Origin of the sequence: Cytobacillus gottheilii, assembly GCF_018582665.1 — a bacterium.
Classification (GTDB): Bacteria; Bacillota; Bacilli; order Bacillales; family Cytobacillaceae; genus Cytobacillus; species Cytobacillus gottheilii.
On the sequence record NZ_CP071709.1, the window covers coordinates 1324392 to 1345763 of the forward strand.

The window sequence follows — 21372 nt, forward strand, 5'->3', positions numbered from 1 at the left end:
CATGCAAACGATCGCTGATTTAGCAGGGAAAGTATTTAAGCGTTATCCGGATAAAATAGCTGTTAAAGATGCTTATCGAAGTTTAACATATGCCCAGCTGCAAACGAGAGTCTTTCAGTTATATGCAGCATTAAAAAAAGCCGGCTTGAAAAAAGGCGACCGTATAGGCATTTTAATGTCTAATCGGCTGGAGCATATTGAGCTTGATTTAGCAGCGGCTTACGGCGGTTTTATCAAAGTTCCTCTTAATTACCGTTTACATGAAAGAGAAGTTGAATACATTTTAGAGAATGCTGATGTGCAGATTTTAATAGGTGAAGAAGAGCTGATTGAAAAGGTAACACGCAGCTGCCAGTGTGTATTTATTGGTCATGATTATGAAGGCTGGTTATCTGCAGAAGAATCTTTACAGCCGGAGATGGATGTGGAGGAAGACGACTTATTTGCGATCATGTATACATCTGGGACAACGGGCAAGCCAAAAGGAGTTATGCTTTCACATCGCAATATGATTTCAAGTGCTCTTTCATTAGCACTTGTCTGTGAGATCACAGCAGATGATGTTGTTGGGCATGTTGCTCCTTTGACGCATGGAAGCAACTTTTTATCACATATTTCATGGCTGTTCGGCTTAACTCAAGTGGTATTTGATAAATTTAATCCTTCTGAGTTTTTGAATGAAGTAGAAAAAGAGAAGGTTTCTTTTATCTTTATGGTGCCAACAATGGTAAATCTAATGATTCAGAGCCCTGATTTTGATGCAAAAAAACTATCAAATATTAAATCTATTAATATGGCAGGGTCTTCGATAGCTGCAAGCAAATTAAAGCAGGCGATTGAGAAGGCAGGACCTATTTTTATTGAGACATATGGCCAGGTAGAAGCTCCTATGACCATTACAGTGATGCCGAGACAAGAGCTTATTAACAGGCTTGAATCCTGCGGTACAGCAGGTCCGTTTGTTGAAATGAAGCTGGTCGATGATCATGGTGCAGAGGTGCCTCAGGGAGAAATTGGCGAAATCATCTGCAAAGGTCCATTGGTTATGCAGGGCTACTGGAAAAATGACAAGGCAACAAAGGAAACATTAAGAGATGGCTGGCTTTACACAGGTGATTTAGGCTGGTGTGACGAGCAAGGCTATCTGCATATTGTCGACCGCAAAAAGGATGTCATCATCAGCGGCGGTTTAAATATATATCCGAGAGAAATTGAAGAGGTCATTAATAAGCATGTAGGCATTAAAGAAACTTGTGTTCTTGGGATTGCAGATGAAAAGTGGGGAGAAATGGTCGTTGCTTATTGTGTTTTAAATGAAGGGCATTTTGTCGATGAAAATGAATTACTTCTGCTGTGCAAGGATCATCTCGCAAGCTATAAAAAGCCTAAACAGATTCATATTGTTAAAGAATTGCCGAAAAGCAGTTATGGGAAAATTTTAAAAAGGGAGCTGCGGGAACAGGAGGGGAGCGGAGTACAATGAACAAAGTGAATGTATCTGGACTTGGAATCACGAAATTTGGCACACATGAAGGAGAGACATTAAAGAGCCTGCTATTGGATGCCTGTTTTCAAGCCCTCAAGGAAGCTGATTTCCCCAAAATAGATGCAGTCTATGTTGGAAACTTTATGTCCGGGTCTCTTGGCAATCAGGAAATACTAGGTGCGATTGTGGCAAATGATCTTAGTTTAGGAGCTATTCCGACCGTTAAAGTAGAGGGAGCCTGTGCATCAGGAGGGATTGCCTTCCGCCAGGCATTCTTGATGATTCAAAGCGGAGAATATGAAAATGTGCTGGTGGCTGGGGTTGAAAAAATGAAAGGTGCTCCTACAGAGGTCATTACAAATGCCATTAATGCTGCAATGGATAATGATTCAAATGAAAAGCACGCTGGACTAACATTCCCAGGATTTTTTGGAACTGTTGCAAACCGGTATTTTTATGAAACAGGAGCAAGCAAAAAGCATCTGGCATATGTAGCACTTAAAAACAGGGAATACGCGATTCATAACCCAATTGCTCAATTTACAAAACCTGCGACCATGGAGGACTACATGTCCGCTCGAATGATCACAGAACCGTTAGGCTTATTCGATTGTTCCCCGACAAGTGATGGTGCAGCAGCGATCGTTCTTTCAAAAGGTGAAAATGGAGTTATTGTCCGCTCTTCAGGTCAGGCATCAGGTACGACTCAGATGCAGGAAGCTTCGGACCTTTTAAGCTTGCCTGCTGTAAAAGAATCGGCACGACGTGCGTATGAAAAAGCAGGTTTGGGTCCAGAAGATATTGATGTGGTGGAGCTGCATGATTGTTTTTCAATGACAGAGATTCTATCCATTGAAGAACTTGGTTTCTTTGCAAAAGGAACAGGCTTTGAGGCCGTTGAGCAAGGCCTCACCAAACATGGCGGAGTAGTTCCGGTTAATACGAGCGGCGGGCTGCTCTCAAAGGGACATCCGATTGGTGCAACAGGTCTGGCGCAAATTTATCACATTGTTTCACAATTGCGCGGAACAAGCTGCAACCAGGTTGAAGGAGCACGAATCGGTCTTGCACAAAACCTGGGCGGAACTGGCGCTTATTCGACCGTTCATATCTTTGAGGGGGTCAAATAGACATGGCAAATATACAAGTGTTTGAATGCACAGGCTGCCAAAAGCAATTTGTTCAGCGAAAATGGCTTTGCCCGGTCTGTAAGGGCACTTCTTTTAAGAAGGCAGAAGAAGAGGGTGCTGGTAAGGTCTTTTCTTTCACAAGAATTCATGTTACTTCAAAGGAATACGCACACCTTGCTCCCTATACCGTCGCTTTAATTGATACACCGAGCGGCCTCAGGATCACCGGACGATTATCTGAAGAAGTGCAGATTAACGATGAAGTGAAATGTGTTGAACAGGACGGAGACGCCTACATTTTTGAGAAGGTTTAAGGGATAAAAGTGAAGCATTTCAGCTTTTGGGCTGGAGTGCTTTTTTTATGGAAGCAGGGTGACTGTTTGGGTTTGGCGGATAAATCGGTGTTTTTGGCGGATATATGAAAATAACGGCGAATATTTTTCAAGGACGGCGGATACCAGATTTCTACCATCATAAAACACTAAATTCACATAAATGATCTGCCAAAAGACAAAAAAACGGACCTGGAACAAACCAGGCCCGTCAGACTGTAGACAAACTCGATGAAAATCGAGTTTGCCTACAGTCTTTTTTGTTTTAAAATAAAAGAAGAATAAGGTTAGAGGTGATGAAAATGCTTTCCAAACATAATTCGATTCAACGTGATCAGCTTGAAATGGTTACGTTAGATCAACTGGTGCCTGAAAACCATTTAGTACGAAAAATGGAGGCTGCTATTGATTTCTCCTTCATTTATGATTTAGTGAAAGATACATATTCAGAAGTAGGCCGTCCCAGTATTGACCCGGTAATTTTAATAAAGCTTACTTTTATTCAATATACTTTCGGCATTCGGTCCATGCGCCAAACCATTGAGGAACTAAAAACAAACATGGCTTATCGCTGGTTTTTAGGATATGGATTTTATGATAAAGTTCCTCACTTCTCTACCTTCGGTAAAAACTATGAGCGTCGTTTTAAAGATACTGATCTATTTGAACAGATCTTCTATCGAATCTTAAAAACGGCCACGGAAAAGAAATTAATTAGCGCTGAACATGTTTTTATTGACTCGACACACGTAAAAGCAAGCGCGAATAAACATAAATTTGCGAAGAAAGTTGTGCGGAAGGAAACACGCGCATATCAAGAACAGCTTCAGACAGAAATCAACGATGACCGTGAAGATCATGGGAAGAAGCCATTTCCACCTGATAAATTTGAAAAAGAGGAAACAAAAGAGATCAAAGAAAGTACCACAGACCCAGAAAGTGGCTACTACGTCAAAGACGAACGCACTAAACAGTTTGCTTATTCGTTTCATGCCGCCTCTGATCGCAACGGATTTATCTTAGGAAATATAGTTACACCAGGAAACATTCATGATAGTGGAATCCTTGAGCCTTTAGTTGAACAAGTGATTGAAAAAGTTGGGAAACCTGAAGCCGTTGCCGCAGACGCAGCTTATAAAACACCTGCCATCACAAAGTTCTTACTTGAACAAGAAATAACACCTGCTCTCCCTTATACAAGACCACGTACAAAGGATGGATTTTTTCGAAAGCACGAATATGTTTATGATGAACATTTTGATTGTTATATTTGCCCAGCGGGCAAGATTTTGAACTACTCAACTACCACAAAGGAAGGCTATCGTGAATACAAATCATCGAAACAGACTTGTGCCACTTGTTCATTATTGCCCCAATGTACACAGAGTAAGAATCGCCAAAAAGTGGTGACCCGACATATTTGGCAGGAATATGTGGAGGAAGTGGAACATCTTCGCCATCACAAAGATGTAAAACCAATATACGCAAAGCGAAAGGAAACGATTGAGCGTGTTTTCGCTGATGCAAAAGAAAAGCATGGAATGCGTTGGACAACGTTAAGGGGACTTAAAAAATTGTCGATGCAAGCGATGCTTACTTTCGCGTCCATGAATTTAAAGAAAATAGCCAACTGGACGTGGCAGGACCCAAAAACAGTATAAATCTGAGGATAGGACAGCTGCATTCTGTCCTCTAAATGAATAAAAATAGAAAAAAACTTCAAAAGGGGTTCGGAATGAGACCATTCCGAACCCCTTTTGTCTACAATCTGACGGACCTGGAACAAACCAGGCCCGTCAAATTAATGCGGCAGAAATGCCAATTGGTATAAAAACAATACAGCAAAAACGTAAACAAGCGGATGAACCTCTTTCCATTTTCCTCTTGCCACTTTTAAAATCGGATAGCTGATAAAGCCAAGAGCAATTCCAGTAGCAATACTTGAAGTGAGCGGCATGCTCAAGATAATAATAAACGCAGGAAATGCCTCGTCGATTTCTCCCCATTTGATAGAAGCGATGCTTCCCATCATAAGGCTTCCGACAATAATTAATGCTGGTGCTGTAATAGCGGAAATACCTGAAACCGCGCTGACAAGCGGTCCAAAGAAGGCAGCTAAAATAAACAGAACACCAACTGTTAATGATGTAAGACCTGTACGCCCGCCGGCAGCAACTCCTGAAGTCGATTCAATATAAGCTGTAGTTGGGCTAGTTCCAAACATCGAACCAATAGTCGTAGCGACAGAATCTGATAATAGTGCTTGTCGTGCGCGCGGCAGATTATTATTTTTCATAAGTCCAGCCTGCTGTGCAACCCCAACCATTGTTCCAGTTGTATCAAAAATCGTTACAAGCAAAAATGAAAAGACAACGGCATATAAACCATGCTGAACGACTTCTCCGATTGCATCAATCGGGTTGAAAACAATGATGCCCTCAGGAAGAGAAGGCAGTGCCATAATTCCCTGCTCAAATGAAAGCTGTCCAGTAAAGTAGGCGATTAATCCAGTTGCAATCATTCCAAAGAATAAAGCACCGTTCACATTTAATGCCATTAAAATCAATGTAATGGCCAATCCTACTAAAGCAAGGACAGATGAAGCTGATGTCAGATCTCCTAATGCCACTAAGTTTGTAGGGTGACTAGTAATCAGACCAGTTAAACGCAGGCCGATGAAAGCAATGAATAACCCAATTCCTGCAGTGATTCCGTGTTTTAGATTATCAGGAATCGCTTCAATTAATTTACTGCGAAAAGGTGTTAACGATAGGATGATAAAAATAATCCCTGCTACAAAAACAGCTGCAAAAGCTGTTGCATAATCAATATTTCCATGAGTACCGACAACAGAATAAGCAAAATATGCATTTAATCCCATACCAGGTGCAATGGCAATTGGGTAATTTGCAAATAAAGCCATCCAAATGGTACCTGCTGCAGCGGCAATAATCGTTGCAATAAAAACTTGCTCAAAAGGAACACCGGCATCTGCTAATATGCCCGGGTTTACAACAACTATATAAACCATAGTCAGGAACGTTGTAATACCAGCCATCATTTCAGTTTTTACAGATGTTCCATTTTCCTTTAATTTAAACATAAGATAATCCTCCAATGAAAAAAGACAGTTTGTGTTCTAGTATGCTCAAAAAACGAACGTTTAAAGACACAAAGTATATATTATTCGTTTAATGAGCAGTTTTCAAGTCTAAACTGCATATTTTTAATGAATTTAACATAATCTAACCAAATCTTTGTGAAAGTTGATATAATATTCTGAAATATAGATCTTTAATAGATTGGCAGAGGAATTAATTTAAGCAGGTGCTGATGTATTAGCGATACTTAGCTTTTAGCACCACAGTCATTTACAGAGAGTAGGGGGAGTATTAAATGTATTCATATTTACGGACATTGAGCCTGCCTGAACAGGCAGAATACCTGACCAAAATGCTTGTAAGACAGAAAAGTTATACTTTAACATATGGTGAAGTGGAAAAGGCTGAATGGATTGCAGATTTGATCGGGCAGTTTCCCTACTTCAGTGATCACCCTGAAAACGTATGGATTTCAGAAATCAAAGAAGATTCCCTTTCACGCAAAAATGTTTTTGCTTTTTTGCCAAGTAGTAAAGAAGTAAAAGAAACGGTGGTTTATCATTCTCATATTGATACAGTCGGAACAGAGGATTATGGAGCTATACAGGATATTGCCCACGATCCTCAAGGGTTAAAAGAATTCTTTTCATCTTCACCCAATGACCCAGAGCTTGAAGAAGATGCGGCTTCAGGACAATGGTTATTCGGAAGAGGAGCTTTGGATATGCAAAGCGGCATCGCTGTCCATCTCGTTAATCTGCTGTACTATTGTGAAAATAGAGAAGAATTGCCAGGAAATCTGCTGGTAATGTTTAATCCTGATGAAGAGGGAGAACATGCGGGCATTCGCTCAGCGCTTTCAGAGCTGATCTCATTAAAGGAGAAAAAAGGTCTGCATTATGTGGCTGCTATAAACAATGATTTTATATCCCCTTTAGCAGATGGAGATGAAACGAAATATATTTATACAGGGGCAGCTGGGAAATTACTTCCGAGCTTTGCGGTCTTTGGAAGAGAGTCACATGTAGGTGAAAGTCTCCTTGGAGTAGATTCAACCTTAATTGCAGCAGAATTGAATACAAGAATCAATCAAAATTTTCATCTCACTGAAAAGCTCTCTGATGAGCTTGTTCTGCCGCCCAGCTGTTTATATATGAGAGATGAAAAAAAGAGATATGATGTCCAGACAGCGGTAACAAGCAGGATCTTTTTTCACTATTTTATATACGAAAAACCTCTACAAACCGTAACAGATGAGCTAGTCAAAATAGCAGCCGAAGCATGTACAGCGATTGAAAAGCGGCTTGAAGATACGTTCGAGTTATACAGAAAAACAAATAATCTTCCGAAAAGAGATGTCAATTGGGCAATTGAGGTTCTAACGCTCAAAGATCTTTTGGACAGACTAAAAAGGGAAGGAATTGAAACAGACGAGATCATAAGCGAGACACTCCATCTATGCCGGTTGGCAAAGATGGATGCCAGAATGACTGCTTTTGAAATTGTGGAAGCATTGCAGCAGGCTGATCCAGAAAAGAAGCCTCGAGTCATCTTGTTCTATGGAACACCTTTTTTACCGTCTAATTCATTGTCTGAGTCAGAATCAAAAGGCAATAGCTTAAGATCCAAATTAATGAATATCTTGGAGCAAACATCAGCTGAAACAGGGGAAACCTTTAAGGTAAGAAAATATTTCCCCTATTTAGCCGACGGAAGCTTTATGTCATTTCAAGGAAGCGAGGAAGATATAAGCACATTGCGGAAAAACTTCCCTGCTATGGACGCTCTCTTTCCTCTGCCTCTTAAAACAATGACACAGCTGAATATCCCTTCTATTAATCTCGGTGTATTCGGCAAAGGCGGTCATAAGTGGACCGAACGTGTGTATAAGCCATATACGTTTCATACTTTACCTAAGCTGATTCGTGATTTTACTAATAGTATTTTGTGATTGTTTATTTTCTTAAAAATCTCCTTGATAGCAGCAGTCCTGCCACAAATAAAAATAGAGCAAAATAGGCAGGAAGCAAGTGGATAAAAGAAGTATAGCCGATGATAAAATGGGTTGAAATCCCTGCAGCAAAAGCAGGGATTCCCCCAATCAAAAGTGTGTTCCATACCCAGCTTGCTCCTTCATGAAATCCCCACAATGAAATCATTAGTACGAGCAGTCCAACGCTAAACAAGGCGCTGCCAAACCCGGCGCGGTCATGTGCTATGACAGGAATCAGCTGTTCATTTAACATGCTGAGCTGTTCTGGTGTCATACAGATAAAAGTTAAATCTGTGCTTACAAAAACATTTGATACGCCAATGACCGAGATCACAATTCCCCCTATGACAAATGAAAATCCAAGTACAACAAAGCATAGCTGCCCCCAGAGGGCTGTTTTCCATGCTGCTGTATTTTTTCTGTTTTTAGACAAGGGAGATTGCCGTGCTTCCTTCGTTTTTTTTGACCCAAGGATAAAAAAAGGCAAGAGGATCAGCCAAAGTAATCCATGCAGCCAATCGAAGTACCCAAACCCAATGAATAAGAGAATACCAAGAAAACCAGCAGTGCCTGCAATAATGACAGCTTTTCTTGCCCAATGGATGTTGTTTCTGACAGCATGTTTTGCCAGCTGCATATACAGAAACCCTCCTGAAATCATTGTTCCGGCAAGTGTCATCCGATCATGTGCCATGAATTGGATGATTTTCGGGTTAACGAGCAAAAGCTGTTCTCTTGTCATGCCCAAAAAAGTTTCATCATAAGGTAAAATCACTCTGCTCATACTGAACAGCAAGGCAATAAGTCCGCCAATTAAAATGCATAACCCAAAAAGCCAAAAATAAATCCAGCCAGATTGCTTTCCATTAGAAATGTCTTCTTTGCTTTCATCTGCAAGTGCCTCGTTGATGCGCTTTGGAAGTCCTGGACCTGATATAACATACCCTTCTGATAGCATCATAAATCTGCAGCCGGCATGATAAAGTTTTACAGCGTCATCGGGCTCATGAATGCTTCCTGAAACCATGATGTTTGTATAGCGCTGTAAATTCTGAACATCTTCCAGAAGAGATTCAATTGAACCATGCTGATCTGTATCAATCAATATCATTTCATGTTTTGTTAAGTGCTCCCATTCTATGATGCTAATATCTTCAGCCTTTATAGCGGGAATAACGGGACATGGAAGGGATGCAGCCATCCTGCTGATTTCCTCGAGATTGCAGCCATCCCCATCGGCTTCGATCACAAAAGCGGCTGCAAACTCTTCTAATCTATGAGCCATTTCACGGAGCTCGTTTTGCTTTTCAATTGCGTTTCCCCGGGGATGGCGAAGCCGGATTAATAATGGAATATCCATTGTATGCTTTTTTAACTGTGTGATGGTTTGACTTAAGCCAATTGAATAGGTTTGTGATGGTAAATATAAGGAATTTCGATCTTCTGAAAATAAAGGCATTTCTTCTGCTGCATCCTGATGAAGGGAAACCGGGCCAATTTCTAAGAAGCCAAAACCAAGCTGATTAAATGCCGATGTGCCAAGTAAATGCGGATCAATTCTCCCGCTTAATCCGACTCTGCTTTTCAGCTGGTATCTAAAAAATGGTTGCTCTAGAGAAGCTGATGGTTTTAAATGTCCTAAAAATTCAACAAGCCTGCTGCCGAACGGAAGATGAACCATCGTATTCATTGCATTGTGAATAAAAGCTCTGCCGGTTTGAGCAGGAAGGCGAGATAAGAAAGGTTTAAAAATTGTATGATAAGACCAATCAGGCATATGATCACCTCATTCTTACAATGACGTTATATTTGTAACGGCTTTAAAACTTTATGAAACTATAAATATTTTATCATGGTGAGAATAGGAAATTACAGAGCATTTGAAGGAGAAAGCTTTATAATAAAATATCAACACTAGAAGCAGTACAGAATTCTCACTCGGAGTGTACAAGACTTTTAAAATATCCCTCATGAACATAAGCATGGAAGGTTTGAACGGGGGATTGGGTAAAACAGAAAAACCCCAGAAAATCTTCTGGGGTTTGTTAGCGCATTATTGGTGCGGATTTGGAAGTTCAAAGATGGCTTGCTCGCCTTTGAATGCTTTTTCGCCGCTTTCAAGATAAAATGGACCAAATTCCAGCGTGAATTTTTTATAGATGGAAAATTCATCTTTTCTGAATAAAAAGACATGATATTTCTCTCCAGCTTCTCCTGCAGCTATCTCACGCGGATCTCGTGGCTCAGCTTGTGCAACGTTTAAATATCTTGCTCTGCTGTCATCCACATCAAGCATCGTGCCTAAATTAGAAATATTAACTGCAGAATCAGACTGATTATCAATGTTCAATTTAACGGTTAGGGCAACAATTCCGCTGTCACCAAAATCAGTGAACATGGATGCATTCGCATCTGTCGGAACAACATCGGTGTATTGGACCCCTTCAAGTGTTACTGTTACGTCACCGATTTGCTTTGTCTCATTTATTCCTTCTTCTTCAAAGAGGATGGTCTTATCAGCCCAGTTATCTGTTGTGAGGCGATCCTGGTAAAGCGAAGGCTGATCAGCAACAGCAGAAGCCTGCTCACCAGCATAGACGAAATCATAGGCTGGTGAGTTTTCAAGATTACTGCCGGAGTAATCCTTATTATCAGCTATTCCACCCTCAATAATATATTTAGGAGTTACTGTTTTCATTTTTTCAAATTCTGCTTCTGTTAAAATAAACGTTATCAAACCGGTTACTTTTTCGCCAGCTTCATATAAGCTGATTTCATCTTGATTCTTTCTGAGCTTTTGAATCTGCTGGTCTTCAGGTATTAAATTTTTGCTTTCTGAATTTATATAATCTAACTCATTTTCGAGTTGGATTTTATGGAAGTTATTATAGTATAGATTTTTATCTGTTGTATTTTCGAGTGTCACTTCTGCCGAAACAACATACCCATTTACTTCATCATTAAAATAAGAAGCGTAATCCTGATTCATATCTGTGATTTTAGTCATTTCATATTGATTCACGGAAATGTTAAAGCCATCTAAACTATGGGTATACTGTGGTGATTCGTTTTTATAGATGCTTTCAATAGTGCCTTCCGTTTCTTCTAAGAGCGGATTTAAATATTCACTTGTCTGACTGCTTTCCTCTGTTTCTTCTTGTTCTGCTGGTTCAACTTCCTCTGTTTGTTCAGATTTTACTGTTTCCTCAGTTTCGTTTGCTGCTGATGTTTCCTCATTGCTGCCATTTCCACATGCAGCTAATAATAGTGCTGTTGATAACATAGAAACTGCCAAAATTTTTGTTTTCACTGTTTACACCTCGTTATGTAATTTTTTCCTGTTCATTATAAGGGAATTAATACACTTTTTTCAATTAAAATACATAAATAGTAAATTATTACTATGGTAATAAAAACATAATGATAATGAAAATAGGTATAAAGAAATAACATCTGTTAAATAGAGAATGATAGATAATAGGATCTTATGAAATAACTTTGCAGTCTTTATAACTTAAATAAGTTGTTTACAAGGCATAAGTTGATTTGTGATAAGTGTCACAAACTTTTCGGAAATGGTTGCTAAATCATCATTATTTTAGTTATATACTCAAACTGAAAAATAAAGATAGCGTTATCATTGGGAAATTGAAAAAGAGGGGGAGTAACTGATGAAATTAAGATATCCGTTATTCATATTTATGGTTCTTCTAATGCTCAGCGCGTGCGGCAATGAAAACGAGAATACTGCAGCTCCTGAAAAAGAGCAGCCTGAAACCGAAACAGCTGGTGTCGATGAAGAGTTAGAAAATGCAAAAGCGATGTTTGAGCCGTTAGGTGAAATGCCAGTACCTGCTGATAATGAAATGACAGATGAGAAGGTTGAATTAGGAAAAACACTTTATTTTGATCCTAGATTGTCTGGAAATAATAAATTGAGCTGTATGACATGTCATGCTCCAGGTGCAGGTTATGGAGATGGACTGGAAACATTTTTTGGATTTGAAGGCGCACAAGGGAGCAGAAATAGCCCCACTATTATCAATTCGGGCTATTATCCTGAATACTTTTGGGACGGCAGAGCAGGAAGTCTGGAAGAACAGGCACTCGGACCGATACAATCTGAAGTGGAAATGAATCAGGACATTGATGAACTTGTTATTGAACTTAATGGTGTGCCAACATATGTAGAACAATTTAACACTGTTTTTAATGATCCGATCAGTGCGAATAATATTGCGAAGGCAATCGCTGCATTTGAACGAACCATTGTCATCTCAGATACAGCCTTTGATCGCTATTTACAGGGTCAGGAGGATGCAATTAGTGCAGATGCACAAGAAGGTATGAAGCTTTTTGCCGGAAAAGCAAGCTGTATTACCTGCCATGCCGGCCCAATGCTCTCTGATTATAGCTATCATAATCTTGGAATGACAGGTGATGAAGGAAGATACGAGGTAACCAAAAACGAAGAAGATAAAGGGAAATTCCGTACAACGGGTTTAAGAGGTGTAGCTCATACGGCACCATTTATGCATGATGGCAGCTTTGCCACTTTAGAAGATGTGGTAAATTACTATAACGACGGCGGAGGAGATCATGTAAACAAAAGTGATCTGATCAATCCATTAGGCTTAACAGATAAAGAAGTGCAGCAGCTTGTCGCTTTTATGGAAAGCTTAAGCGGTGAACTGCCAGAAGTTGAAACGCCTGAGATACCATAAAGGTTATTACTGGGAAAGTCGGAATTTATTTTCCGGCTTTTTTAATTGGAGAGTTCTCTTTAAAGTAAGGGCCAATGAATATTTCTTAAAAGGTGTGTGTGTCAGAGTTAGGGCGTGGGAGTAATCCTAAAAAACGTGTGGGTCAAAGTTTAGAGGAATAACTGCGGGCGAGTCATTCCTGGAAAGTGCGGTAGCCACAGATTTCAGGAATTACCCAAGGCGAGTTATTCCCGAAAAGAGGGGTAGGCACAAATTTCAGGAATTACCACGGGCGAGTCATTCCCGAAAAGAGCGGAAGGCACAAATTTCAGGAATTACCACGGGCGAGTCATTCCCGAAAAGAGCGGAAGCCACAGATTTCAGGAATCCCCCAAGGCGAGTCATTCCCGAAAAGAGCGGACGCCACAGATTTCAGGAATCCCCCAAGGCGAGTCATTCCCGAAAAGCAGGGAAGCCACAGATTTCAGGAATCCCCCAAGGCGAGTCATTCCCGAAAAGAATGGAAGCTAGAGATTTCAGGAATCCTCCAAGGCAAGTCATTCCCGAAAAGCAGGGAAGGCACAGGTTTCAGGAATTACCACGGGCGAGTCATTCCCGAAAAGAATGGAAGCCACAGATTTCAGGAATTACCCAAGGCGAGTTATTCCCGAAAAGAGGGGTAGGCACAAATTTCAGGAATTACCACGGGCGAGTCATTCCCGAAAAGAGCGGAAGGCACAAATTTCAGGAATTACCACGGGCGAGTCATTCCCGAAAAGAGCGGAAGCCACAGATTTCAGGAATCCCCCAAGGCGAGTCATTCCCGAAAAGAGCGGACGCCACAGATTTCAGGAATCCCCCAAGGCGAGTCATTCCCAAAAAGAACAAGAAGCACAGATTCCAGAAATATCTAAGACCAAAAAACCTCGTAAATATCCAATAAGAAAAATTCTCCCCGGCCACCGGCTTTCGGAAACCCTAGTTCATTGCCGAACAACGTGTATCGCTGCTTTTTTTCATAAAACATTGCCTGATCCAGATTTTTCTGATAATATATTCTTCTTCTCACGCGTTTTGCTATTCTTAAAAGCATTTGCACTTAAAGCTTAGGATGATTAGAATTCCCGGGCGAAGTGCTGTGTGCTTTTTCTTTCTCCATTGCGGCTGAAATTAATCTTTGGAGGTAAAAAGAATGTCTCTTCAGAACCACCCCGATTACGAAACAGAACTGCAGCGATTAGAATTTACTAAACGGTATATTGAAGCTGTTGTGAAAACAGCTGAATCCAGTAAGGAACAATTTCAGGAAAATATGAAAGAAGCCTTTTCGGATACCGATTGGCTTGAATCCAGTTTAAGCTATTCTTCCCTGTTAACCAATGCAAGGTTTTTTGAAATGTCTAAGGATGAGTTGAAGTCTTTAAAAAAAGCCAGAAGAACGCCTTATTTTGCGAGGATTGATTTTAACCGTGATGGTGGAGGAGAAAAGGAAGTTCTATATCTTGGCAAAACTTCTTTATATTCTCGGGAAAGCCAGGAGCAAATCATAGTGGATTGGCGCTCACCGATTGCAAACCTTTATTATGAGGGCAGACTTGGACCAGTCCAGTATGAATCCTATGAGGAGAGTTTTTCTGGTGATTTGTCGTTAAAGAGACAATTTATGATTGAAGACGGGTTCATGCAGGAAATACGTGATATTGACTTAACCACAACAGATGAATTATTGCAGGAGTCTTTAGCTAAAAGCTCAAGTAATCGCCTCACCGAAATTATTACCACGATCCAGGAAGAACAGAATAAAATTATCCGAGCTGATTTGAACAAGCCCATAATTGTTCAGGGAGGAGCGGGCAGCGGCAAAACGACGATTGCGCTGCACAGGATAAGTTATTTTATTTACCAATATAAAGAGAATTTTGCTCCGGAACAGCTGATGATCATTGCCCCAAGCGGATTGTTCCTGCATTACATATCTGAAGCTCTGCCAGAACTTGGAGTGGAAAGAATCCGCCAGACAACCTTTCAGGACTATGTCAAACTTTGTATTGATCTGAAAATGGAAATACAAAAGGACGATAAGCTGATCAGGATCATTGAAGATAAGGATTCACAGTCTTCAAAAGTAATTCAGCAGCTGTCCGCCCTTAAAGGATCGGATGTATTTCAAACTATTCTAACCAATTATTTAATAAAAATAAGCAAAACCTTTTATCCAGCTGAGGATTTCTATGTAGATAAATTTCGTTTATTCAGCCGTAAAAAGTTTATAAAGCTTTTTAGAGATGACTATCATTATTTGCCTCTTTACCGCAGGCTTGAAAAATTAAAGGGAATCCTGCAGAATGATGTGCGATTAAAGAAGAAAAATATGCTGGAAAAGATTCAAACCTACTATGATGTAAGGATTGAACGGGCTCTCTATCGCGGCGATGATCCGGAAAAAAGGCGACAGTATGTAATTGAAGCTATGGATAAAAAAGAAAAGAGAGTGGGTGAGATACAGTCTGCCATTAAAGGGGCAGTCAGAAACTATATGAAGCCTTTCCCTAAAAAAGATCTGCGTTCTTACTATCGCGAATTATTTCAGAATGCAAAAGAACTTCATTCACTTTCAGACGGAACCTTATCTATGGAGGAAGCAGAGCTGCTTTGTGACTACAATCAGCAGTTATTTAAGAAAAATGAGTATGAACGGGAGGACTTAGCACTCCTATTATTTTTACAGGTTCATTTATATGGTCTTGAAAAAGAACACCGAGCCAAAAACATAGTGATTGACGAAGCTCAGGATTACAGCTTTATGGAGCTTTTATCCTTAAAAAAAGCGGCAGATACAGATATGTTTACATTAGTTGGAGATCTGGCTCAAGGCATTCATTCTTATCGAGGTCTTTCTTCATGGGAAACGGTGATTGAACATATTTTTCCCCGTGCAACCTATACGGAATTGCAAAAAAGCTATCGAACGACTGTAGAGATTATGGAAGAAGCCAATACCCTTCTCGAAAAACTCCCGGTTTCTTTTCCAAAGGTAGTTCCTGTTGTCAGGCACGGAGAGGCACCAGCTTTTTATCGACGAAAAGAAGGCAAGTTTTTTATAAAGCAGCTTGAAGAAAAATTGCAGGAACTGAAGAATGAGCATTTTAAAACCTTTGCGCTTATTGGCAAAACCAGGACAGATTGTGAGCAGCTATATCAGCTTTTCAAGGACTTTTCTAATGAACGTGTAAAATTGCTGCAGGAACAAGAAGAAATACCAAAGGACGAGGCAGTTATTGTTCCTTCGTATTTAGTTAAAGGATTGGAGTTTGATGCAGTCATTGTTTTTTCTCTGGATGAAGTGTACTCAGATGCCTCCCCGCTGGATATTAAGCTTTTATATGTAGCCATGACACGTCCGCTGCATCGCTTATATTTTTATGGATTACATTCATCTGATTTTTTGCTTGAAGAGGTTTAGGACAAATTTTTGGCCGGGAATATCCTAACTAACTGGCTAAGGCCGTTCAAATAAACGAGCGATTGCAAAGAGCAATCGCTTTTTGTTTTTGTGAGGGAATATTTAAGCAACCAACAATAAAACGTTTTCATCTAGTTCCTTTTCAATCACTATTTTATTAATATGTTTCAGTTTTTGAATGCGGGGTATTTAACTTGTACAAGCAGAAAAAACCACATGTGGAAAAGGAAAACTTTCTGCTAGTTGTATAAGTTACACTATATAACAAAAACTATTCAAAACGAACAAGGAGGAATTATAATGTTAAGCTTTCTTTGGGCATTAATTATAGGTGGTATTATTGGTTGGGTTGCCGGCCTAATTACAGGAAGAGACGTACCAGGCGGAGTTATTGGTAATATTATTGCCGGATTCATCGGGGCATGGCTTGGATCATTAATCTTAGGAGATTGGGGTCCAGTTGTTGCAGACTTTGCCATCTTACCAGCTCTAATTGGTGCAATTGTACTTGTGCTAGTTGTTAGCTTTGCAATGAGAGCATTTAGAAAATCTACTGACTAATATTTACATGCAAATTGAAATAGAAAAGCCTTCCTAATAATGGGAGGCTTTTCTGTGTTTATTGATCTTTCATATAGGCACTAAATTCCTTTGGCGGCGGGCAGGTTACATCAACCTTTTCGAGTGTAAAAGGATGTGTAAAGGTTAGTCTCGCTGCATGCAGGGCTTGTCTTGAAAATATCGGTTTGCCTCCATAAAGAGTGTCTCCGGCCAAAGGGTGTTTCATATGACTAAGATGTACACGAATTTGATGAGTTCTGCCTGTATCCAGCTGACATTGAATAAACGTAAGTTTTTCTTTTTCAAAAAATTGAAGTGCTGAAAAATGGGTGATGGCATCCTGACCTTTCGGTGAAACCCGTCTTCTTGTTGGATGATGCCTGTCGCGTCCAATAGGCTCGTGAATAGTTCCGCTCAATTTCTTGAGATGACCATGGACAAGAGCTGAATAGGTTCGTTTGATTTTTCTTTCTTCAAGCAGCTTATCGGCAATGACTCCTGCCAATGAATGTTTGGCAAAAAGAATGCATCCGGACGTATCCTGATCAAGGCGATGTATATGTCTTACATTTCTCTGAACTCCTTGAGAAAGAACATGAAATGCTGCTGCGTTAGCAAGTGTATTTTTTTGTCCTGGTTCATTTGGGTGCGTATCCATTCCGGCAGGCTTATTAAAAATAATAAAATGTTCATCCTCAAACAGAACTTCAATTGGCATATATTCTGGGAGCACTTCAGATGCCTCTTCTCCAAATACTTTCATCATCAGCAGATCGCCTGTTTGTAATGGTTTTTCCCATTGAGCTATTTCTCCATTCATTAATACATGCTTTTCCATCCGCATAAAATGAATTTGTTTTTTCGAAGCTTTCCAAATATTTCTGAATAGATGGTCCACTGAGACTTGATTCCATTGTTCTGGAATGGTAATTTCATACCATTCTCCTTTTACCTTGGTTGTTACCATAATTTACTCCTAACTTTGGAAGATAAAATCAGGTTCTTCCACCATATAATGAATTATATCCCATGATTTCGTAAGGGTATAACTAGATATTTCCAAAAATCTGAGTTTAGCTTTAATGGAATAGATAATTGCTAATATTTTACTTATGCGTGGGTATAATTACCACCCTGTTACCAGCTTAGAATATGCTATTCTTATTATATATTACGAAATTATTACAGGTGTTTAAAGGTGGTTTTTTTCGGTGAAGGTTGTATTTGCATCTACTCCAGATCAGGAACAGCGTATTGCCCGGCTCATTCAGAAATTTTACGCAGATATTTTTCCGAAATATTTTACTGATGAGGAGATTAAAGAATTTGAATCATTGAAGGTGCTGCACACATCCACCCGCCATTTTGAATATTTTGGCACGCTGAGGGAGGCGTATCAAGTCATATGCGGGCTGGAAACGATTTACTCTATATTGGAAATGGCAGAAATTGATGAAAAGTATGAGGATATGTTTAGTAGAAACGTTGAAATCCTGGAAAGATTTGAACTTTCCTTCCCCTTCCATTTTAGCCAATTCAGCCATGAAAAAGAAGCTAACACAGATACACGCTTTAGTGTATATACAAAAGCGGCAAATGAATGGCTTGTTTAACCTGCAATGCTAAAAAAATCCTGCTGAAGCACTCATCAGCAGGATTTTTTATGCTTAAAGTTACATTGAATTCTCGTTAAACCAATCCTCAAAAACAGCTTCTTCTCTTAAACCAGTAATTCTTGCAGCTTCTTCGCCATCTTTGAATTGGATAATCGTAGGTGTTTCAGAGATATTAAAGTCATCCCAGCCTTGTTCAAATTCAAGCAGATTATATTGAACAAGATCAATCCCCATATCGTCTGTTAAAGGAGCCACAATCGGAGTGGTTTGCTGGCAATACTGACAGGTTGGGCTATAAAAATATACTGTTGCATCTTCGCCATTCTCCAATTTATCCCCAAGTGCTTCGGGCAGGATGATATTTTGATAATTAGGATCGTCAAGCTGAGCTAATGTTTCCGGCTCAAGTGTATCTTTCTGATAGACATTATCTTCTGGTGCTTTATTCTGCATATACGTTAATACGCCAACTCCACCGAATAAAACCAGCATAATGGCTAGAAAAATAATGATTTTTTTCATTTTTAATTTTCCTCCTTCGATTGTTTCCAAATCAAAAAGCTGCATACAAAAATGATCATAAAAGCAATAAGAGCTAAAAACGGAATTGTTATAAATCCGAACCAATTTATATATTGGCCTGTGCATGGCACTCGTCCGCATGAAGGGGCGGCATCCTGTAAAAAGGGCAGCTTCTGCAGAGCGTAATGATAAAGAGAAATACAACCGCCAATCGCTGATAAAATCATGGAATATAAAGCTATTTTATAATCCTTTTTTACAACAGCGATTCCTAAAATGACCGTGAATGGATACATGACGATCCGCTGATACCAGCAAAGCTCACAAGGCTCATACTGTCTGATTTCTGAGAAATACAGACTGCCAAACATGGCAATAATAGATGCTGCCCAGGCAATAAAGAGGGTGTTCTCCCTTTTGTCTTTAACAGACTTGTTCATACTTGTCTCCTTTTTGACCGGCTGTCTTGATTCATTTTTACATAATTGGAGAATGATTAAATGAGCCGCAAGATGCAAAAACAGCCTTAAATTTGGTGATAAAACCTGGTTAAAATTCCTTGCTGTAAAAATTATAAGGTCCACCTGTTTTAAAGTAAACGAAACTGTCTCGATTAAAAGATAATTTTCCAATTCAATTATAGATTTTTTATGAAATTCATATGCTAGAAATAGAAATAATAGAAAATGATGTTAGATTGCTGAGAAAAGAGGGTATAGGAAATAATTGATTATACATAGAACAGATGTTTAGCAAAGAAGAAAATCAATTGTGTATATAAAAATAGGGAGTGTTATGTTTGAGTGAGCTTGATTTAAGTCGATTTGAGAAAAAGATGATTATTCGAAATATGCAAAGAAATGATATACCGGAGATTATCAGTCTTCAGGGAAAATGTTTTCCGGGAATGGACCCGTGGAAAGAGGAACACTTGGAAAGTCATTTGAGCATCTTTCCGGAAGGGCAGTTTGTGGCAGAATACGATGGTGAAATTATCGGTTCATGTTCGAGTCTTATCATCAATTTTGATGAATATGATGACCGGCATACATGGGCAGATGTGACGGATAATGGCTATATTACCAATCACAACCCAGATGGCTATAATCTATATGGAATTGAAGTCATGGTGCATCCCGCTTATCGCCGAATGAAGATTGGGCATCGGTTATATGAAGAACGAAAAGAATTAGTTCGGGCCCTAAATTTAAAAAGCATAATCATTGGCGGCAGAATCCCCAACTATCATAAACATGCTGACCAAATGAGCCCGAGGGAATATGTGAATGAGGTCTCCTTGCATATTATTTATGATCCAGTCCTTTCGTTTCAGCTTCTAAATGGGTTTTCGCTGATGCGGATTAACCCTAATTATCTGCCCGATGATATGCAGTCCAATAAATATGCGACCTTAATGGAATGGAATAATGTTGATTATCGCCCTACATCAAAACGTTTTTACAAAACAAGTTATCCTGTACGCATCTGTGTTGTTCAATATATGATGCGTCAAATAAATTCATTTGAAGACTTTGCGAATCAGGTGGAGTATTTTACTGATGTTGCTTCTGATGCTGAATCCGATTTTGCCGTATTCCCTGAAATTTTCACGACACAGCTGCTGTCCTTTTTAGATGAGAAAACGCCTAGCCTTGCGATCAGAAAATTAACAGAGTTTACCGAGGACTATATTCAGCTCTTCACGGATTTAGCCGTCCGTTACAATATTAATATTATCGGCGGCTCTCATTTTGTAAAAGAAGATGACGATAAGATCTACAATATTGCGTATTTATTCCGCCGGGATGGAACCATTGAAAAGCAATATAAAATTCATATTACACCGAATGAAAGAAAATGGTGGGGAATTAGCGAAGGCGACGAAGTAGAAGTCTTTAATACAGACTGCGGGAAGATCGCTATACAAATCTGCTATGATATTGAATTCCCAGAGCTTGCCCGTATTGCCACAGATAAAGGAGCAAATATCATCTTTACACCATTCTGTACTGACAATCGGGAAGGGTATTTACGAGTACGCTATTGTGCACAGGCACGTGCCATCGAAAATCAAATCTATACCGTAATTTCTGGTACTGTCGGCAATTTGCCTCAAGCTGATAATATGGATATCCAGTATGCGCAATCCGGTATATTTTCTCCATCTGACGTGGAATTTGCCAGAGACGGAATTATTGGTGAAGCCAACGCAAATATCGAAATGGTTCAGATTGGTGATGTAGACCTGGAAGTTTTAAGAAGACAGCGTCAGGACGGTACGGTCCTTCACTTAAAAGATCGCCGCCATGATGTTTACAGAATTGAATATAAAAAGTAAAATTAAAACAGAAATGCATGTTTAATCCTTTTGGTTCTGTCATGAATTGTCACAAATTCAGGGACAGATTCAAAAGGATTTCTGTTTGTTTTAGCGAATGTAATAAGCATACATATGGATTTTTTTT

The 21372-nt window shown here is 39.6% G+C and carries 16 protein-coding genes; 10 read left to right on the plus strand and 6 right to left on the minus strand.

Translation table 11 applies throughout. The features are described 5' to 3' along the window. Position 1 precedes the first annotated feature (1 nt). The 4 genes from J1899_RS06550 (at position 2) to J1899_RS06565 (ending at position 4609) form a co-directional block, all read left to right on the plus strand. Complete coding sequence (locus tag J1899_RS06550) at positions 2-1483, plus strand: class I adenylate-forming enzyme family protein (RefSeq protein ID WP_214478127.1); 1482 nt, start codon at positions 2-4, stop codon at positions 1481-1483. Further along, positions 1480-2616 carry a thiolase C-terminal domain-containing protein gene (locus J1899_RS06555; RefSeq protein ID WP_066448098.1) on the plus strand — a complete coding sequence of 379 codons (1137 nt, stop codon included), beginning with the start codon at positions 1480-1482 and terminating at the stop codon, positions 2614-2616. The genes J1899_RS06550 and J1899_RS06555 overlap by 4 nt, the downstream gene beginning before the upstream one ends. A gap of 2 nt (positions 2617-2618) precedes the next feature. Continuing rightward, entirely contained in the window at positions 2619-2930 is a 312-nt protein-coding gene (locus J1899_RS06560) for a Zn-ribbon domain-containing OB-fold protein (protein ID WP_214478128.1), read from the plus strand. 320 nt (positions 2931-3250) lie between these two features. Then, a complete protein-coding gene (locus J1899_RS06565; protein ID WP_214477539.1) occupies positions 3251-4609 on the plus strand; it encodes an IS1182 family transposase in 1359 nt (452 codons plus the stop codon). A 140-nt stretch (positions 4610-4749) separates the two neighbouring features. Here J1899_RS06565 and J1899_RS06570 read toward each other — a convergent pair whose 3' ends face one another. Next, positions 4750-6051: an NCS2 family permease gene (locus J1899_RS06570; RefSeq protein ID WP_214478129.1), complete on the minus strand. Its 1302-nt coding sequence runs from the start codon at positions 6049-6051 to the stop codon at positions 4750-4752. 293 nt (positions 6052-6344) lie between these two features. Between J1899_RS06570 and J1899_RS06575 the strand changes: the two genes are divergently transcribed. Continuing rightward, positions 6345-8000 (plus strand): M20/M25/M40 family metallo-hydrolase, encoded by a 1656-nt coding sequence (locus tag J1899_RS06575; RefSeq protein WP_214478130.1) that lies wholly within the window; start codon positions 6345-6347, stop codon positions 7998-8000. A 4-nt stretch (positions 8001-8004) separates the two neighbouring features. Here the strand turns inward: J1899_RS06575 and J1899_RS06580 are convergent, their stop codons facing one another. Both J1899_RS06580 and J1899_RS06585 read right to left on the minus strand, forming a co-directional pair. Continuing rightward, complete coding sequence (locus J1899_RS06580) at positions 8005-9819, minus strand: dihydroorotate dehydrogenase (RefSeq protein WP_214478131.1); 1815 nt, start codon at positions 9817-9819, stop codon at positions 8005-8007. A gap of 276 nt (positions 9820-10095) precedes the next feature. Continuing rightward, positions 10096-11352, minus strand: coding sequence for a DUF5068 domain-containing protein (locus J1899_RS06585; RefSeq protein WP_246586608.1), 1257 nt, complete (start codon positions 11350-11352; stop codon positions 10096-10098). 361 nt (positions 11353-11713) lie between these two features. On the opposite strand from J1899_RS06585, the gene J1899_RS06590 reads away from it, so the two are divergent. The 3 genes from J1899_RS06590 to J1899_RS06600 all read left to right on the plus strand — a co-directional run bounded on the left by J1899_RS06590 (position 11714) and on the right by J1899_RS06600 (position 16769). Beyond that, positions 11714-12766 carry a cytochrome-c peroxidase gene (locus J1899_RS06590; protein WP_156495810.1) on the plus strand — a complete coding sequence of 351 codons (1053 nt, stop codon included), beginning with the start codon at positions 11714-11716 and terminating at the stop codon, positions 12764-12766. 1171 nt (positions 12767-13937) lie between these two features. Then, positions 13938-16208 (plus strand): HelD family protein, encoded by a 2271-nt coding sequence (locus J1899_RS06595; protein WP_214478132.1) that lies wholly within the window; start codon positions 13938-13940, stop codon positions 16206-16208. A gap of 300 nt (positions 16209-16508) precedes the next feature. Next, on the plus strand, positions 16509-16769 hold the full coding sequence (locus J1899_RS06600) for a GlsB/YeaQ/YmgE family stress response membrane protein (protein ID WP_066448072.1): 261 nt from the start codon (positions 16509-16511) through the stop codon (positions 16767-16769). Between the two features lie 58 nt (positions 16770-16827). Here J1899_RS06600 and J1899_RS06605 read toward each other — a convergent pair whose 3' ends face one another. Beyond that, entirely contained in the window at positions 16828-17736 is a 909-nt protein-coding gene (locus J1899_RS06605) for an RluA family pseudouridine synthase (protein ID WP_214478133.1), read from the minus strand. Positions 17737-17980: 244 nt separating this feature from the next. Between J1899_RS06605 and J1899_RS06610 the strand changes: the two genes are divergently transcribed. After that, on the plus strand, positions 17981-18382 hold the full coding sequence (locus J1899_RS06610) for a YhcU family protein (protein ID WP_214478134.1): 402 nt from the start codon (positions 17981-17983) through the stop codon (positions 18380-18382). A 60-nt stretch (positions 18383-18442) separates the two neighbouring features. Here the strand turns inward: J1899_RS06610 and J1899_RS06615 are convergent, their stop codons facing one another. Both J1899_RS06615 and J1899_RS06620 read right to left on the minus strand, forming a co-directional pair. Then, positions 18443-18907: a thioredoxin family protein gene (locus J1899_RS06615; protein WP_066448064.1), complete on the minus strand. Its 465-nt coding sequence runs from the start codon at positions 18905-18907 to the stop codon at positions 18443-18445. A 2-nt stretch (positions 18908-18909) separates the two neighbouring features. Continuing rightward, positions 18910-19347: a disulfide formation protein C gene (locus tag J1899_RS06620; RefSeq protein ID WP_066448062.1), complete on the minus strand. Its 438-nt coding sequence runs from the start codon at positions 19345-19347 to the stop codon at positions 18910-18912. Positions 19348-19706: 359 nt separating this feature from the next. On the opposite strand from J1899_RS06620, the gene J1899_RS06625 reads away from it, so the two are divergent. Then, a complete protein-coding gene (locus J1899_RS06625; RefSeq protein ID WP_066448059.1) occupies positions 19707-21245 on the plus strand; it encodes a carbon-nitrogen hydrolase family protein in 1539 nt (512 codons plus the stop codon). Positions 21246-21372 lie beyond the last annotated feature (127 nt).